The 17,070-nt window shown below is 72.5% G+C and carries 11 protein-coding genes and 1 pseudogene; 9 read left to right on the top strand and 3 right to left on the bottom strand.

The features are described from left to right. The first annotated feature begins 47 nt into the window (after window positions 1-47). The 4 genes from FHY05_RS10495 (at window position 48) to FHY05_RS10510 (ending at window position 6,787) form a co-directional block, all read left to right on the top strand. Complete coding sequence (locus FHY05_RS10495; RefSeq protein WP_183944316.1) at window positions 48-473, top strand: DUF2147 domain-containing protein; 426 nt, start codon at window positions 48-50, stop codon at window positions 471-473. Beyond that, window positions 466-3,108, top strand: coding sequence for a bifunctional lysylphosphatidylglycerol flippase/synthetase MprF (gene mprF / locus FHY05_RS10500; protein WP_183944317.1), 2,643 nt, complete (start codon window positions 466-468; stop codon window positions 3,106-3,108). The genes FHY05_RS10495 and mprF overlap by 8 nt, the downstream gene beginning before the upstream one ends. Further along, window positions 3,105-3,335 (top strand): hypothetical protein, encoded by a 231-nt coding sequence (locus tag FHY05_RS10505; RefSeq protein WP_183944318.1) that lies wholly within the window; start codon window positions 3,105-3,107, stop codon window positions 3,333-3,335. The genes mprF and FHY05_RS10505 overlap by 4 nt, the downstream gene beginning before the upstream one ends. A gap of 140 nt (window positions 3,336-3,475) precedes the next feature. Next, a complete protein-coding gene (locus FHY05_RS10510) occupies window positions 3,476-6,787 on the top strand; it encodes a glycosyltransferase (RefSeq protein ID WP_183944319.1) in 3,312 nt (1,103 codons plus the stop codon). A 69-nt stretch (window positions 6,788-6,856) separates the two neighbouring features. On the opposite strand, the gene FHY05_RS10515 is transcribed toward FHY05_RS10510, so the two are convergent. Continuing rightward, window positions 6,857-8,656, bottom strand: coding sequence for a DUF885 family protein (locus FHY05_RS10515; RefSeq protein WP_183944320.1), 1,800 nt, complete (start codon window positions 8,654-8,656; stop codon window positions 6,857-6,859). 119 nt (window positions 8,657-8,775) lie between these two features. On the opposite strand from FHY05_RS10515, the gene FHY05_RS10520 reads away from it, so the two are divergent. The 5 genes from FHY05_RS10520 to FHY05_RS10540 all read left to right on the top strand — a co-directional run bounded on the left by FHY05_RS10520 (window position 8,776) and on the right by FHY05_RS10540 (window position 15,146). Continuing rightward, the gene (locus FHY05_RS10520) at window positions 8,776-10,833 is read left to right on the top strand and encodes an EAL domain-containing protein (RefSeq protein ID WP_183944321.1); all 2,058 of its coding nucleotides are present in this window, start codon (window positions 8,776-8,778) and stop codon (window positions 10,831-10,833) included. Window positions 10,834-10,946: 113 nt separating this feature from the next. Beyond that, entirely contained in the window at window positions 10,947-12,080 is a 1,134-nt protein-coding gene (locus FHY05_RS10525) for a fumarylacetoacetate hydrolase family protein (protein ID WP_183944322.1), read from the top strand. After that, window positions 12,077-12,829, top strand: a complete 753-nt coding sequence (locus tag FHY05_RS10530) for an SDR family NAD(P)-dependent oxidoreductase (protein ID WP_183944323.1) — start codon at window positions 12,077-12,079, stop codon at window positions 12,827-12,829. Before FHY05_RS10525 ends, FHY05_RS10530 begins: the two co-directional genes overlap by 4 nt. 1 nt (window position 12,830) lies before the next feature. Beyond that, window positions 12,831-13,691 (top strand): SMP-30/gluconolactonase/LRE family protein, encoded by an 861-nt coding sequence (locus tag FHY05_RS10535; RefSeq protein ID WP_183944324.1) that lies wholly within the window; start codon window positions 12,831-12,833, stop codon window positions 13,689-13,691. A 30-nt stretch (window positions 13,692-13,721) separates the two neighbouring features. After that, window positions 13,722-15,146: a sugar porter family MFS transporter gene (locus FHY05_RS10540; protein ID WP_183944325.1), complete on the top strand. Its 1,425-nt coding sequence runs from the start codon at window positions 13,722-13,724 to the stop codon at window positions 15,144-15,146. 330 nt (window positions 15,147-15,476) lie between these two features. Here FHY05_RS10540 and FHY05_RS10545 read toward each other — a convergent pair whose 3' ends face one another. Together FHY05_RS10545 and FHY05_RS10550 are read right to left on the bottom strand one after the other, a co-directional pair. Beyond that, window positions 15,477-16,571 (bottom strand): LacI family DNA-binding transcriptional regulator, encoded by a 1,095-nt coding sequence (locus tag FHY05_RS10545; RefSeq protein ID WP_183944326.1) that lies wholly within the window; start codon window positions 16,569-16,571, stop codon window positions 15,477-15,479. 55 nt (window positions 16,572-16,626) lie between these two features. Continuing rightward, window positions 16,627-17,070, bottom strand: a pseudogene (locus FHY05_RS10550) (alpha-glucuronidase); the annotation flags it as partial.

The raw sequence follows: 17,070 nt of genomic DNA on the forward strand, positions 1-17,070 counted from the left end.
CCTACACGGTCGGTCAAACAGAGCAGGGGACTGAACACGTGAGAAGCATGCGCGGGATGTTGGCGGCGGCGATCGCGGCAGCGGCGGCGTCCGTGCTCCCGGCCGAGGCGACGGCAGCCCCGGCCGCCAGTCCGCTGGGGACGTGGCTCAATCCCTATGGATCGGTCGCGGTGCGGACCGGCGCGTGCGGCGACCGACTGTGCGGCTGGATCGTCTGGGCCAGCGCCGAGGCGCAGGCCGACGCGCGCGAGGGCGGGGTCACCGGGCTGATCGGCACCCAGCTGCTCGAGAATTACCGGCCGACCGCGGGTGGCTGGGTCGGTACCGTCTTCGTCCCCGACATGGGGCGGCGCTTCTACTCGAAGATCGAGCCGGTCGGCAGCGACGGGCTGCGCGTGAAGGGCTGCATCCTCCATGGTCTCGTGTGCCGCTCGCAGCTGTGGCACCGCGTCGCGCAGCCGCCGCATGCCTGAGCTGCGCGCCCGTCTCGAACGCTATCGCACCCCCGTCGCCGTCGCGGCGGTGGCGATACTGCTGGGGCTCGGCTTCGCCGCGATCGAGCGGCTGACCCGCGAGATCCGCCTCGCCGACGTGCGCGCGGCGATCAACGGCCTGTCGGGTGTGCAGGTCGCCGCGGCCCTGGGCCTGACCGCGCTGAGCTATCTCGCGCTGACATTCTACGACGCGATGGCGTTGCGGGTGATCGGGCGACCGCTGCCGTGGCGCGTCGCCGCGCTCGGATCGTTCACCAGCTACACGCTGTCGCACAATCTCGGGCTCGCGCTGCTGACCGGCGGTTCGGCGCGCTACCGCGTCTATACCGCCGCGGGGCTCGACGGGCCTGACGTGGCGCGCGTCGTCGGCATCGCCAGCGCGACCTTCTGGCTCGGCGTCGTCACCGTGGCCGGCGCGGCGCTGACGCTGCGCGACGGCGCGATCGTGCTCGCGGACGTGACGCTGAGCGCCGCCGCGGCGCACGCGATCGGCGCGGCGGTGCTCGCCGGAGTCGTCGCGCTGGTAGCCGCCTGCGGCATGGCGCGCGGGCCGCTGCGCGTGTGGCGCTTCACGCTGCCGCTGCCGAGCGCGTCGCAGGCGGTGGCGCAGGTCGCGATCGCGCTGGCCGACACGGCCGCCGCCGCGGCGGCGCTGTTCGTGCTGATCCCGCACGCGCCGGTCGCGCTGCTCCCCGCCTTCGTGCTCGCCTATGCGCTCGGCGTCGTCGTCGCGCTGGTGACTCACGTGCCCGGCGGCATCGGGGTGTTCGAGGCGGTGGTGCTGGCAGTGGTGCCGGGTGACCGCGCCGCGCTGGTGGCGGCGCTGATCGCCTATCGCCTGGTCTATTACGTGCTGCCGCTCGCGCTCGGCGTGGCGCTGCTCGCGTGGCACGAGGGCCGCCGCCAGCACGGGCTGCCGCGGCTGCTGCGCGACTCGGGCGCGCTGGCGAGCGAGGTGGCGCCGCTGGTGCTCGCCGCGGCCAGCTTCGCCGGCGGCGCGATGCTGCTGCTGTCGGGCTCGCTGCCCGCGCTGGCGCCGCGCATCGGCGCCCTCCACGCGCTAATGCCGCTGCCTTTCATCGAGGCGAGCCACGTCGCGGCGAGCCTGGTCGGCACCGGGCTGCTGCTGCTCGCGCCCGGCCTGTACCGCCGACTGGACGGTGCCTTCGTCGCCACGCGCGCGCTGCTGCTCGCCGGCGCCGTTTTCTCGCTGTCGAAGGGCGTCGACTATGAGGAGGCCGCGGTGTGCCTCGCGCTCGCCGTGCTGCTGCAGTGGACCCGCGGCGCCTTCTATCGCCGCACCGCGCTGACCCAGGCGCCGCTGTCCGGCGCGTGGCTGGTGGCAGTGGCCGTGGCGGTCGGTGTCGCCGCCTGGACCGGTCTGATCGCCTATCGCCACGTGCCGTACGACGACGATCTGTGGTGGCATTTCGCGCTCCACGGCGACGCGCCGCGCTTCCTGCGCGCGACGCTGGCGGTCGCGGTGATGCTCGCGGCGGTGGCGCTGTGGCGGCTGCTCGGCCCGGCGCGCAGCGTGCCCGACGTCCCCCCCGATCCCGCCGCGGTGGCGCGCGTGCTCGCGAACGCCGAGCGCACCGACGCGATGCTGGCACTGACCGGCGACAAGCGCTTCCTCCTCTCCGAGGACGGCCGCGCGATGCTGATGTACCAGGTGCGCGGCACCAGCTGGATCATCATGGGTGACCCGATCGGACCGGCCGACACCTGGGGCGAGCTGCTGTGGCGCATCCGCGACCTCGCCGACCGCGCGCAGGGTCGGCTGCTGCTGTACCAGGTCACCGGGCTGGTGCTGGATCTCGCGATCGGCATGGGGCTGCAGATCGTCAAATATGGCGAGGAGGCGATCGTCGACCTGCCGTCCTTCGTGCTCGACGTGCCGCGGTTGCGCTCGGTGCGCAAGGCGGAGCGCGCCGCCGCGCGCAAGGGCGCCGAGTTCCGCATCGTTCCCGCGGCGGCGGTGCCGGTGATCATCGACGAGCTCGCCGCGATCTCGGACGAGTGGATGCGCGCCAAGGGGCACCACGAGAAAGGCTTCAGCCTGGGCCGCTTCGATCGCGACTATCTCCGCCATTTCGACATGGCGCTCGTCGTGGTCGAGGGGCGGATCGTCGCCTTCGCCAACCTGTGGCTCACCGAGGGGCGCAGCGAGGCCTCGGTCGACCTGATGCGCCACCGCGACGACATGCCCGCGGGGACGATGGACTTCCTGTTCGTCCATCTGATCGACTGGGCACGGGAGCGCGGCTATCGCCGCTTCTCGCTGGGCATCGCGCCGCTCTCCGGTATCGCGGGTCGGCGACTGGCACCGGCCTGGGCGCGCGCGGCGGCGCTGATCTTCCACCACGGCGAGCGCTTCTACGGCTTCCGCGGGCTGCGCACGTACAAGGAGAAATTCGCGCCGGAGTGGGAGCCGCGCTACATCGCCGCGCCGCGCGGACTTGCGATGATCAAGGCGCTGCGCGACCTGTCGCTGCTGGTCGGCAAGCCGTCCGCGGCGGCGACGGCGGCGCCGCGCGCGGCCGGGATGATGGCGCGTTTCCCGGTGACGCCACCGCGCCCCGTCGACGCCCTGCTCAACCTCGCCTCGTCGTGAGACCCGTCGGACTGGGCGCGCGCTCGGGCGGCGACGAGGCGCAGGTGACCGCCGCGGCAGAGGCCGAGCCGATGCCGGCGGACTGCCGCGCCGGTCGGCACGCGCCGGCCCGCCGGGTGACGGTGGACGCCAACGGTGCCGCGCACGCGCGCTGCCGGCGCTGCGGCTGCGAGTTGACCCGGTTGCCCGCGATCCGGCGCTGGTACCGCTCGGGGGTCTTGGGCTAGCGCGCCACGCCCGCCGGTGCGCCCTCCGCCTCGCGATCGGATCATGACGAACTTGTAAGCCTCGGCCCACGCGGCGATTATCCGCGCCGGCGTAGGGAGCGATCGTTCCCGCGCGTCGCGCGCCCATGCAAGGCCTGCCCATGTCCGCCCCCGTCTTCTTCGATCCCACCGGTCGCCGCAGCCGCCGCTCCAAGCGGGTGATCGCGGCGCTGCTGATCGCGGTGGTGGCGGCCGCGATCGCCTTCGCTACCACGCTCGTCGCCGTGCCGCGCGGGGTCGACCTGCGCCTTCCGCTGCCGCGCGCGCATGCCGCCGCGGCGCGCGGCGAGCAGCGCCGGCACGGCCTCGCCGCCTGGTTGCCGCATCGGCGCGCGGCCGCGAAGAGCGCGGGCAACGCCCCGCTCAGCATCGGTTTCTACGTGCCGGGCAACGACGACAGCCTCGCCTCCTTCCGCCGCAACGCCGCCGCGCTCGACTGGGTCGTGCCGGCGCTGGTCAGCGTCGCGGGGCCGCAGCACCGCGTGACGGTGGAGCGCGACGGCGCGTTCGAGCGCAGCCTCGCGGCGCTGCCGCACGCGCCCAAGGTGCTGCCGATGGTGCAGAACCTCGGCGAGGAGCAGTGGGACGGCAAGGGCAGCGCCGCGCTGCTCGCCGACCCGCGCGCGCGCACCGGACTGGCGCAGCGGCTGGCGGGTTACGTCGCGCAGCGGCGTGCCGGCGGCCTGGTGATGGACTTCGAGTCGCTGCCCGAGACGGCGATGCGTCCTTATGTCGCCTTCCTGCGCACGCTCCACGCGGCCATGCCGAAGGGGACCACGCTCGCGGTGACCGCGCCGGCGGAGGACGACAGCTGGCCGCTCGCCGCGATCGCGCAGGCGACCGACAAGGTCATCCTGATGGCCTATGACCAGCATTGGGAGGGCGGCACGCCCGGCCCGATCGCGGCGCAGGACTGGTTCATCCGCGAGGTCGAGGCGGCGCGGCGCGTCGTGCCCGCCGACAAGCTGGTCGTCGCGCTGGGCAGCTACGCGTACGATTGGCACGGCGACTCGACCGACGCGCTGTCGATCGAGGAGGCGTGGCTCGCCGCGCACGACAGCGAGGCGCCGATCGGCTTCGACCCCGCCAGCGGCAACGCCAATCTCGCCTACGACGAGGACGGTCAGCGCCACACCATCTGGATGCTCGACGCGGCGACCAGCTGGAACGAGATGCAGGTGCTGCGCCAGCTCAACATCGGCGGCGTCGCGCTGTGGCGGCTGGGCAGCGAGGACCAGGGCTTCTGGGCCGACCTCGTCGCGATGCGCACCGGCGGCCGTCCCGACCTGCGCCGCCCGGCCTCGCTGCTCAACACCGACATCGAGGGATCGGGCGAGATCCTGCGCATCACCGCCACGCCGACGTCGGGGCAGCGCACGCTCTGGGCCGATCGCCAGGGGCTGATCCGGCGCGAGCGCTACGACTCACTGCCGACCCCCTATGTCGTCCGCCGCGCCGGCGCCGCCGACCCGAAGAAGCTCGCGCTGACCTTCGACGACGGCCCCGACGCGACCTGGACGCCGCGCATCCTCGACGTGCTCGAGGCGGCGCGCGTGCCAGCGACCTTCTTCGTCATCGGCGGCAACGCGCTGGAGCATCCCGCTCTGCTCAACCGGATCGTGCGCGACGGGGACGAGATCGGCAACCACAGCTACACGCACCCGAACATGGCGCGGCTGGGCCCGCGCGAGACCGCGCTCGAGCTCAACGCCACGCAGCGGCTCGTGCAGGCCTATACCGGCCGCTCGATGACGCTGTTCCGCGCGCCCTATTTCGGCGACGCCGAGCCGACCACGACCGACGAGCTCGAGCCCGCGCTCCAGGCGCAGCAGGCGGGCTACACGGTCGTCGGCCTCCACGTCGACCCGAACGATTGGCAGCGGCCGGGCGAGGACGCGATCGTGCAGCAGGTGCTCGATCAGGTCCACTCGGCCACGCCCGAGAAGTCGGGCAACGTCATCCTGCTCCACGACGGCGGCGGTGACCGGTCCGAGACCGTGGCGGCGCTGCCGCGCATCATCCGTCAGCTGCGCGGCGAGGGCTATACGTTCGTCACCGCGTCGCAGCTGGTCGGCGCCAGCGCGGCGCAGGCGATGCCGCCGGTGGCGGAGGGCGATCTCTGGGCGGTGCGGACCGACGTGGCGGTGTTCGTCGTCCTCGCCGCGCTGGCGGGGGCGCTGGCCTGGCTGTTCTACCTCGCCATCTCGCTCGGCATCGCGCGCGCGGTGCTGATGGCCGGACTCGCGTGGGTGCAGGCGCGGCGCAAGCGACCCGAGCCGCCGGTGTTCGCGCCCAGCGTCTCGGTGGTGATCCCCGCCTACAACGAGGAGCGCGTGATCGTTTCGTCGATCCAGCGCGTGCTGGCGAGCGACTATCCCCAGCTCGAGGTGATCGTCGCCGACGACGGCTCGAAGGACCGCACCAGCGCGGTGGTGCAGGCCGCCTTCGCGGGCGACCCGCGCGTGCGCCTGCTCACCCTGGTCAACGGCGGCAAGGCGGCGGCGCTCAACCGCGCACTGCTGTCGGCGACCGGCGAGGTGGTGATCGCGCTCGACGCCGACACGCAGTTCGAGCCGGCGACGATCCGCCGCCTCGCGCGCTGGTTCGCCGACGAGCGGATCGGGGCGGTCGCGGGCGACGCGCGCGTCGGCAACCGAGTCAACCTCGTCACGCGCTGGCAGGCGGTGGAATATATCACCGCGCAGAACCTCGAGCGGCGCGCGCTCGCCGGCTTCGACGCCATGACGGTGGTGCCCGGCGCGGTCGGCGCGTGGCGCCGCGCCGCGCTCGACGCGGTCGGCGGCTATCCCGAGGACACGCTGGCGGAGGACCAGGACCTCACCATCGCAATCCAGCGCGCCGGCTGGCGCGTGACCTATGATCCGAGCGCGATCGCCTGGACCGAGGCGCCCGAGAGCTTCCGCGCGCTTGCCAAGCAGCGCTTCCGCTGGGCGTTCGGCACGCTGCAATGCCTGTGGAAGCATCGCGCGGTGCTGCGCACGCGCAAGCCCTCGGGGCTGGCACTGGTGGGGCTGCCGCAGGCGTGGCTGTTCCAGATCGCCTTCGCCGCGATCTCGCCGCTGATCGACCTGGCGCTGCTCGTCTCGATCGGTGGCACCGCGCTGCGCGTGGCGCAGCACGGCTGGGCGCAGACCAGCGGCGACGTCGCGCGGATGGGCGTCTACTGGGTCGCCTTCACCGCGATCGACGTGCTGTGCGGCTGGATCGCCTATCGCCTCGACGGCCATCGCGCGCGCTATCCCGCGCACCTGTTGGTGGCGCAGCGGCTGGTGTACCGCCAGATCATGTATTGGGTGGTGCTGCGCGCGATCGCGGCGGCGATCGGCGGCTGGCTCGTCGGCTGGGGCAAGCTCGAGCGGAGCGGCCGCGTGACGGCGGCTGGGGCGGCGTGAGGGCTGGCGCCTCGATCCGCTTCTCCCCACCGTCATCCTGAGCTCGTCCCAGGATGACGGCAGTGGGCCTCACGCCGAGCGTTCGCGCACCACGCGCTCGAGCACCGTCAGCGGCATGGCGCCGAGCCGCAGCACCTCGTGGAAGCGCTTGAGGGCGAATCCCGGCTTCGCCTTCGCCTCGTCGCGCAGCCGAGTCCAGACGGTGTGGCCGATCTTGTAGCTGCACGCCTGGCCCGGCCAGACGGTGTAGCGGTCGATCTCGCCCTGGCTGCGCCCGCGCGCGATGCCGGTGGTGGCGATCAGATAGTCGGTCGCCTGCTCGCGGCTCCAGCGCTTGGCGTGCATGCCGCTGTCCACCACCAGTCGTGTCGCGCGGAACAGCAGCGACTGGAGGTAGCCGACCTGGCCGAGCGGGTCGCCCTCGTACATCCCCATCTCGTCGGCGAGCTGCTCGGCGTAGAGCGCCCACCCCTCCGAATAGCCCGAGAAGAAGCCGCGGCGACGGATCAGCGGGATATCCTCGCTCTCCAGCGCGAGCATCACCTGGAGGTGGTGCCCCGGCACCGCCTCGTGATGCGTCAGCGTGGCGAGCCCGAACTTGGGCCGGTCGAACGTGTCGCGCAGGTTGATATAGTAGATCGCGGGGCGCGAGCCGTCGAGCGAGGCGTTCTCGTAATAGCCGCCCGGCGCGCCGGCCTGGATCGAGGCGGGCACGCGCCGCACCTCGACCGGCGCCTTGGGCAGCGAGGCGAACGCCTCGGGCAGCCGCTTCTGCATCGCCGCGATCTGGCGGGTGAGCTGCGCCAGCAGCGCCTCGCGCCCGGGATCGGTGTTGGGGAAGAGCTGGTCGGGGCGCTTGTTGAGCGCGACGAGCCGCTCGCCGACGGTACCCTGCGCCATGCCCTGTGCCTTGAGGATCGCGTCGATGCGGCCCGATATCTCCGCCACCTGCGCGAGGCCGAGGCGGTGGATCTCGTCGCCCGACATCGGCACCGTGGTCGCTGCCTCCGCGGCCGCGGCGTAGTAAGCGTCGCCGTCGGGCAGGCGCCAGCAGCCCGCGTCGTGCGTGGCGCGCGCGCGCAGCTCGGTGACGAGCGCGCGCTGTCGATCGAGCGCGGGGAAGACCTTCTCCGCCACCAGCGCGCGCGCCCGCGCGGCGCGCTCGGCCGGCAGGCCCGCGGCGGCGAGCTTGGCGGCGAAGGCGACCACCGCGACGGTCTGCTCGGGCGCCTGGTCGCGGAAGGCGGCGAGCTGCTTGAGCGTCGTGTCGAGGATATAGTCGGGCGCGAACACGCCGCGCGCGGCGTCGGCGCGCTGACGCGCACTGTCGTCCTCGATCGCGCCGGCGAGCGCCTCGACGCGCGCGAGATAGGCGTCCGCCTCGGCGGCGTCGCGGACGCGGTGCTGTGATTCGAGGAAGTCGGGCACGTCGCGATAGGCGCCGGTGAGCTGGCTCAGGATATAGGGCGCGAACCGGCCCATCGTCGCGCCGTAGCGGAAGCGCTCGCTGCCGCCGATCGCGCGGCTGAGCTGATAGGTGACGACGTCGAGGTCGAGCTGCGCCGCGGGGGACAGCGCGGCGCGATCGAAGCGCCGGAGCTCGGCCAATTCTTGCCGAGCGCGCGCGAGGGCGCTGGTCTGACCCGCGGTCGAGCCGTCGTCGAGCCGGCGCTTCAGCCCGGCGCGCGCGCCGCTGTCGAGCCCGAGCCGGGTCGCCTGCTCGGGGCTCTCGTCGAGCCGCGCGTAGAAGAAGCGATCGAGCGTCGCGCGCAGCGCCGCGTCGCCGCCGGCCCGAGTCGCCGCGGCCGCTGGCAGCGCCGCGATGGCCGCGCCGGCGGTCGCGCCACCGATGAAATCACGCCTGTTCATCAAGAGCTTCTCCCTATGCCCCGCGTGTTTGACGGGGCGAGACGGGGTAAGCAAGCGATCGGCGCCGCTCATCATTGAGTAAGCCTTGCCGTATATTACGCTCGTCCCTCGGAGGAGCTGTGCTGCCGACCTCGATCTCGACCCGTGTGATTGCCGCGTTCGGAACCGTCGTGGCGGTGGTGTTGCTGCTGCTCGCCGCCGGCTGGATGGTGGCGGGCGACGTGCGCCACGCCAACCAGTCGGTGCGGCTGCTCAGCGAGCGGCTCCGAGTCGAGGACGCGCAGGACCGCGCGCAGCAGCAGCTGCGGCTCGCGATCGGCGAGGTGACTCGGGCGGCCGAGCGGCCACGCCAGGTCACCCCGGCGCAATGGGTGCGGGTGGACCAGGCGCTCGCCGCCTTCCGCGCGAGCTACCGTGCGCCCGCCGGCGCGGCTTCGGCGCGCGACGCGGCGGCGACGGACTTCGCGCGCCTCGCGGGGAACCTGATCGCCGACGCGCGCGCCGAGCCGCGCCGGATCGCGCGCGACATGCCGCAGTTCCTCGCCGCGCTGCGCGTGCTGGAGCGTGAGCGCGCCGAGGCGCGGCGCCGGCTGGTCGATCGGATCGACGCCGCGGTCGCGCGCAGCTCGCGCGAGCTCTACGCCAGCATCTCGCGCATCGTCTTCGGCGTGCTCGGCGTGCTGCTGCTGCTGCTCGCCTCTTTCCTGTGGCTGCGGCGTCAGGTGCTGCACCCGATCGTCGCCATCGCCGACCAGCTGCGCCAGTTCGGCACCGCGGACGGCGAGGTGCAGGTCGCGGGGCGCGAGCGCGCCGACGAGATCGGCGACCTCGCGCGTGGGCTGGGGGAGTATCGCGACGCGGTGGAGCAGCGCCGGCGCGCCGAGAAGAGGATCGAGTTCCTCGCGCACCACGACATGCTGACCGCTTTGCCCAACCGGCTGCTGTTCGAGGAGCGGCTGGCGCAGGATCTCACGCGCGCGACGCGCACCGGCCAGCGGGTCGCGGTGTTCGCGATCGATCTCGACGACTTCAAGTCGGTCAACGACCGGTTCGGGCACGCCGGCGGCGATCGCGCGCTGAATCGCGCCGCGCAGCTGCTGACCGGCTGCGTCCGCGCCGACGACATGGTGGCGCGCCTCGGGGGGGACGAGTTCGCGATCATCCAGGTCGCGCCCGATCAGCCGCGCGCGGCCGAGGCGCTGCTGATGCGGATCTTCCGCGCCTGCGATGCCACCGCGGGTGACGAGGTGCCGGTGCAGATGAGCGTCGGCGTGGCGCTCTCGGGCGCGGAGCAGGCGCGCGAGGAACTCTACAATCTCGCCGACATGGCGATGTACCGCGCCAAGTCGGAGGGGCGCCACACCGCGCGCTTCTTCGACGAGGCGCTCAAGGAGGAGACGCGACTACGCTGGCGGCTGTCGCGCGACCTTGAGGGCGCGGTGGAGCGCGGCGAGATGTCGCTGGTGTACCAGCCGATGGCGGACGCGCGCACGCTCCGCGTGATCGGCTATGAGGCGCTGCTGCGCTGGCGCCATCCCGAGCTGGGCGACATCCGTCCCGACCAGTTCATCCCGCTCGCCGAATCGAGCGGGCGGATCGACTCGCTCGGCCTCTGGGTCGCGGACCAGGCGATGGCGGCGGCGCGCGGCTGGCCCGATCACGCGATCGTCGCGCTCAACCTGTCGCCGGTGCAGTTCCGCCAGGCCGACCTCGCCGCCGACCTGCTCGCGCTGGCGGAGCGTCATGGACTGGCGCCCGAGCGGCTCGAGTTCGAGGTGACCGAGAGCGCGACGCTGCTCGGCCACCGCCGCGACGCCGTGCTCGGGGCCCTGCGCGCGCTGCAGGACCGCGGCGCCCGGATCGTGATGGACGATTTCGGGACGGGCTATTCCTCGCTCGGCAACCTGCGCGACTTCCGCTTCGACAAGCTCAAGGTCGATCGCAGCTTCGTCTCGGCGATGCTCGACCACGCGCCGTCGGCCTCGATCGTGCGCAGCATCGCCGCGCTGGGCGAGAGCCTCGGCGTGCCCGTGGCGGCCGAGGGGGTCGAGACCGAGGAGCAGCTCGCGCTGCTACGCCGCTGGGGCTTCCCGCAGGTCCAGGGCTATCTGCTCGGCCGCCCCGAGCGGCTCGAAACTGTCTTGCGCTCTGCCGCTTATGCGGGAATGATCGGCTAGCCTCGACGCCCGCTTCGCGGGGCCCCGTCGGGGCGCGTGGGCACCGTCTTGACACTTCCCTCGCAACCGTGTTGGTAGCGCTATCAAGATAGCCGCTGAGTTGGGGAGGGGTGATGGCGCTCGAACAGGACGCGACCGCGTCGGGTCTGCCGCACGACTGGAAGGAAGGCCGCTTCATCGGCCGCGCGGCGACCGCCGAAGGGCCGATCCCGGTGCTCATCGTCCGCGGCGAGGCGTTCGACATGTCGGCGGTGGCGCCCACGGTGGCGATGCTGGTCGAGGCCGGTGACCTCTCCGGCGCGGGCGGTCGCTCGCTCGGCACGCTCGACGCCGCCGGGCTCGAGCTGCTCAGCCCGGTCGATCTGCAATGCGTCAAGGCGTGCGGGGTCACCTTCGCGGTGTCGGCGATCGAGCGTGTCATCGAGGAGCGCGCGCGCGGCGACTGGTCCGCCGCGGCAGAGATCCGCGGGCGGCTGGAGTCGCGCGTCGGCGGCTCGATCCGCTCGGTCGTGCCCGGCACCCCGGAGGCGGCGGCGCTGAAGGCGGCGCTGATCGAGGACGGGCTGTGGTCGCAATATCTCGAGGTCGCGATCGGTCCCGACGCCGAGGTGTTCACCAAGGCGCCGGTGCTCGCCACCGTCGGCCCTGACGCCGAGATCGGCATCCGCTCCGATTCGAGCTGGAACAATCCCGAACCCGAGGTCGCGCTGCTGGTCGACAGCCGCGGCACCGCCATCGGTGCGACGCTCGGCAACGACGTCAACCTGCGCGACTTCGAGGGGCGCTCGGCGCTGCTGCTCGGCAAGGCCAAGGACAATAACGCCTCCTGCTCGCTCGGCCCGCTGGTGCGGCTGTTCGACGACGGCTTCACGATCGACGACGTGCGCGGCGCCGAGGTGCGGCTGCGGATCGAGGGCGAGGATGGCTATGTGCTCGACGGCAAGAGCAACATGGCCGAGATCAGCCGCGACCCGCTCGACCTGGTGCGCCAGACGCTCTCCGAGCATCAATATCCCGACGGCTTCGTGCTGTTTCTCGGCACGCTGTTCGCGCCGGTGCAGGACCGCGACGAGCCCGGCCGCGGCTTCACCCACAAGGTGGGGGACCGCGTGACGATCGAGAGCGAGCGGCTCGGCCGGCTGACCAACCGCGTGGTGACCTCCAGGGACGCCGCGCCGTGGGAACTCGGCATCGGCGGGCTGATCCGCAACCTCGCCGCGCGTGGGCTGCTGGGGCAGGCGGCGTGAGCGAGCGCGCGGTCTATCCGTCGCTGCGCGGCAAGAAGATATTGGTGACCGGCGGCGCCACCGGCATCGGCGCCGGGCTAGTCGAGGCGTTCGCGCGCCAGGGCGCCAAAGTGGCGTTCGTCGACGTCAACGCCGCCGCGGGCGAGGCGCTCGCCGCCAAGCTGGAGGGGGCACCGCTGTTCCGCGGCTGCGACCTCACCGACGTCGCCGCTTTGCCCGCGATGGTCGACGAGATCGCGGCGGCGCTGGGCGGGCTGGACGTACTGATCAACAACGCCGCCAACGATGACCGCCACACCATCGCCGAAGTGACCCCGGCCTATTGGGACGAGCGGATGGCGGTGAACTTGCGCCACCTCTTCTTCGTCGCGCAGGCCGCGGTGCCGCACATGAAGCGCGCGGGCGGGGGCGCGATCGTCAATTTCGGCTCGATCAGCTGGCACCTCGGGCTGCCCGACCTGGTGCTCTACCAGACCGCCAAGGCCGCGATCGAGGGGATGACCCGGAGCATGGCGCGCGACCTCGGCCGCGACAACATCCGCGTGACCACGATCGTGCCCGGCAATGTCCAGACGCCGCGGCAGGAGCAATGGTACACGCCCGAGGGCGAGGCCGAGATCGTCGCGGCGCAGTGCCTCGACGGGCGCATCCAACCCGCCGACGTCGCCGCGCTGGCGCTGTTCCTCGCCTCGGACGACGCGCGGATGTGCACCGGGCACGACTATTTCGTCGACGCGGGCTGGCGCTGAGATGGTGCCGCGGTCGGTCCTGCGGGTCGGGGCGACGCTGGGCGAGGGGCCGGTGTGGGCGCGCGACGCTCTGTGGTTCGTCGACATCAAGCAGCACCAGGTCCACCGCTTCGATCCCGCCACCGGCGCGCACGAGCGCTGGACCGCGCCCGACCAGGTCGGCTGGGTGCTGCCGAGCGCGCGCGGCGACCTGATCGCGGGCGTGAAGACCGGGCTGCACCGCTTCGATCCCGCCACCGGCACCTTCACGCCGCTACATGCGCCCGAGCCGCACCTTCCCGGCGACCGGCTCAACGATGCCGCGGTCGACTCGCGCGGCCGGCTCTGGTTCGGATCGATGGACGACGACGAGGGCGCCGCGACCGGCCGGCTCTACCGCCTCGCGGGCGAGGACTGCGCCGACAGCGGGCTCGCGCCCGTGGTCATCACCAACGGGCCGGCGATCAGCGCCGACGCGGCGACGCTCTACCACACCGACACGCTCGGCAAGACGATCTGGCGCGTGCCGGTGCGCGACGACGGTACGCTGGGCACGCCCGAGCGCCATGTCACGATCGAGGACGGCGCGGGCTATCCCGATGGGTCGACGCTCGACGCCGAGGACTGCCTGTGGGTCGGGCTGTTCGCCGGCTGGGGCGTGCGCCGCTACGATCCGGCGGGCAAGCTGATGACGACGGTGCGCTTCCCCTGCGCCAACGTGACCAAGATCGCGTTCGGCGGCGAGGGGCTGCGCACCGCTTACGCCACGACGGCGCGCAAGGGGCTCGACGCGGCCGCGCTCGCCGACCAGCCGCTCGCGGGCGACCTGTTCGCGTTCGAGCCCGGGGTCGCCGGCGTCGCGACGGTCGAGGCGGCATCATAATCGAGAAGACACGAGTGGGAGCGGGTGAGGATGGCAACGGCTTTCAGTGAGGGTGACGCGGGCCGCGTCAACATGGGCTTCATCGCCGCCATCGTCGCGGTGGCGACGATCGGCGGCTTCATGTTCGGCTATGACTCGGGCGTGATCAACGGCACGCAGAAGGGGCTCGAGGCCGCCTTCGATCTCGGCAAGCTCGGGATCGGCGTCAACGTCGGCGCGATCCTGATCGGCTCGTCGATCGGCGCGTTCAGCGCGGGGCGCCTGGCCGATCGGATCGGGCGGCGCAGCGTGATGATGCTGTCGGCGGCGCTGTTCCTGTTCAGCGCGCTGCTGGCGGGCGCGGCCTCGAGCTCGGCGATCTTCATTGTCGCCCGCATCATCGGTGGCCTGGGCGTCGGCGCGGCGAGCGTGATCTCGCCGGTCTATATCTCCGAGGTAACCCCCGCCGCGGTGCGCGGCCGGCTGTCGAGCGTGCAGCAGGTGATGATCATCACCGGCCTCACCGGCGCGTTCGTCGCCAATTTCGCGCTGGCGCGCTATGCCGGCGGGTCGACCGCCGATTTCTGGTTCGGCTTCGCGGCGTGGCGCTGGATGTTCTGGCTCCAGGCGATCCCGGCGCTGGTCTACCTGCTCGCGCTGCTCATCATCCCGGAGAGCCCGCGCTATCTCGTCGCCAAGGGGCATGAGGATCGCGCGCACGCGGTGCTCACCCGGCTGTTCGGCCGCGCCGAGGCCGACCGTAAGGTCGGCGAGATCCGCGCCAGCCTCGCGGGCGACCATCACCGCCCGAAGCTGTCGGACCTGATCGATCGCGGCTCGGGCAAGATCCGCCCGATCGTCTGGGCGGGCATCGGGCTGGCGGTGTTCCAGCAGCTCGTCGGCATCAACGTCGTGTTCTACTACGGCGCGACCTTGTGGGAGGCGGTCGGCTTCTCCGAGGATTACGCGCTGCAGACCAACATCCTGTCGGGCGTGCTGTCGATCGGCGCGTGCCTGTTCACGATCTTCACCGTCGACAGGATCGGGCGCAAGCCGCTGCTGCTGGTCGGCTCGGCCGGCATGGCGGTGACGCTCGCGGTGGTCGCCTGGGCCTTCTCCACCGCGGTGACCGACGCCGCGGGCGCGGTGAGCCTGCCCGGCAACAACGGCGTGATCGCGCTGGTGGCGGCCAACCTCTACGTGATCTTCTTCAACGCCAGCTGGGGCCCGGTGATGTGGGTGATGCTGGGCGAGATGTTCCCCAACCAGATCCGCGGCTCGGGCCTGGCGGTGTCGGGCTTCGCGCAGTGGATCGCCAACGCCGCGATCTCGGTGAGCTTCCCGGCGCTCGCGGTGTCGCCCGGCCTGGCGGTCACCTATACCGGCTACGCCATCTTCGCGGCGATCTCGTTCTTCTTCGTGCGCGCGATGGTGCACGAGACGCGCGGGCGCGAGCTCGAGGACATGGTGGGGTGAGAGACGCGGCGTCGCCCGCTGACGGGCGAGGCCGGGTCGCGAGGTGAGCGCGGCCGGTCGTCCGATGGGCGGCCGGCCGCTCTCGTAGGATGACGTTGCCCCGAGGTGCTCCGTCTTGCCGGCCTTGAGCCGGGATCCGTCCGCCCGTGAGAGCAGCGCCGGCGACCGTCGCGGCCACGGATCCCGGCTCGGGCCGGGATCATGACAACGACCGGTGACGGTCCGAACCGTCGACCCCGGAACGGGACCGGGCTGACGGGGGAAGGGGAGCGCAGGCCGATCGACGACCTGCGGAGCTGACGCAGTGCGGCGGGCGGGCGCTCCTGCGGCCTAGATCACCCCCGCCTGCACGCGCCGCGGCGCCGCGTTCGGCCGGCGGCGCGGCGCGGCGTCCGACTGGCGGCGGACCAGCTGATAGTCCGCCAGCAGGTGCGGGTGGTCGAGCCCGGCATCGCTGGTCTTCCGCGCGCGGATCTCGCGCGCGAGCAGGTCCACCGCGGTGCGCGCCATCGCGCTGACCGGCTGGCGGATCGTCGTCAACTCGGGCCAGATCGTCGTCGCCAGCGCGGAGTCGTCGAACCCGACCACCGTGAGATCGCCCGGCACGTCGAGCCCGCGGCGGTGCGCGATCGCCACCGTCGCCGCGGCCATGTCGTCGTTGGCGGCGAAGATCGCGCTGGGTGCCTCGGCCAGTTCGAGCAGCTGCTCGGCGGCGTCGAGCCCCGAGCGATAGGTGAACCAGCCCTCTGCCACCAAGTCCTCGTTGGACGGCAGCGCCATATCGGCGAGCGCGTCGCGATAGCCGGCGAGCCGCTCGGCGCTCGCGGTCTGGTTGGCCGCGCCGGTGATGAAGCCGATGCGGCGATGGCCGAGCGCGCCGAGGTGGCGCGTCATCTCATAGGCCGCCTTGCGGTCGTCGATGCTCACCGACAGCGCCCAGTCCGGCGCGCGCCCGGTCGAGACCGCCACGACCGGCACGTCGCGCGCGCGCAGCGCCTCCAGCGCGGTCGCGGAGTCGCCGAGCGGGGGCGGCAGCAGTACGCCGTCGACGCGCCCGCGCAGCAGGTGCTCGATCGCCGCCAGCTCGGTGCCTTCCTCGCACTTCTCGATCACGATGGTGCAGTTCTGGCGGCTGCCCTGGTCGAGGCAGCCGACGAGGAACTCGCTGAAGTAGAACAGGCTGGTGTTGGTGTGCAGCACACCGAGGCGGAATTCCTCGCCGCCCGCGAGCGTCCGCGCCGCGGCGGAGGGCGCATAATGGAGCGTCGCGATCGCTTCCTGCACGCGGTGGCGCGTCTCGGCGCGCACGTTGCTCTCGGCGTTGATGACCCGGCTCACCGTCATCGGCGAGACGCCCGCGTGACGCGCGACGTCGCTGATCGTGGGGGCGTTGCGCTGACGACGCGAGCCGCGGCTTTCCTTCATGAACATCCTTTCTCGGACAACGTTACGGCGGTGAGCGCGACGGCCGCAAGGGGCGTCATTCCGGGTGACCTGGTGCATAGGGGAAGCGCTGCGCCTTGTACCAGGCGAGGTCGTGCGCGGGGGGCGCGGCGCCGGCGGGCAGGGCACGGCCGTTGACCGACATCCAATAGGCCAGGCTCGCGTCGCGCCACCAGCGCGCCTCGCGCTCCTGCACCGCGAGGTAGGCCGCGGTCTTGCCCCAGCGCTCGGCGTCGACCAGCGGGCGCAGCCGCGCCCAGGTGGCGCGCATCGTGCCGACGGCCGCGACGCCGCGGTCGTAGTGCGCGACCAGCTCCTCCCACAGCGTCTTGCCCGAGGCCATGCGGCGGTCCCACGCGACGTGGTGGAACCACAGCAGCTCGCGCTCGGGCGTGGTGGCGGGGTCGGCGAGCCGCTTCGCCACCGCGGGGGCATATTGCGCCACCGCGTCGCTGCCCGAGCGCGTGCGGTCGAAGCCGAT

The organism is Sphingomonas sp. BK580 (genome assembly GCF_014194975.1).
Taxonomy (GTDB): domain Bacteria; phylum Pseudomonadota; class Alphaproteobacteria; order Sphingomonadales; family Sphingomonadaceae; genus Sphingomonas.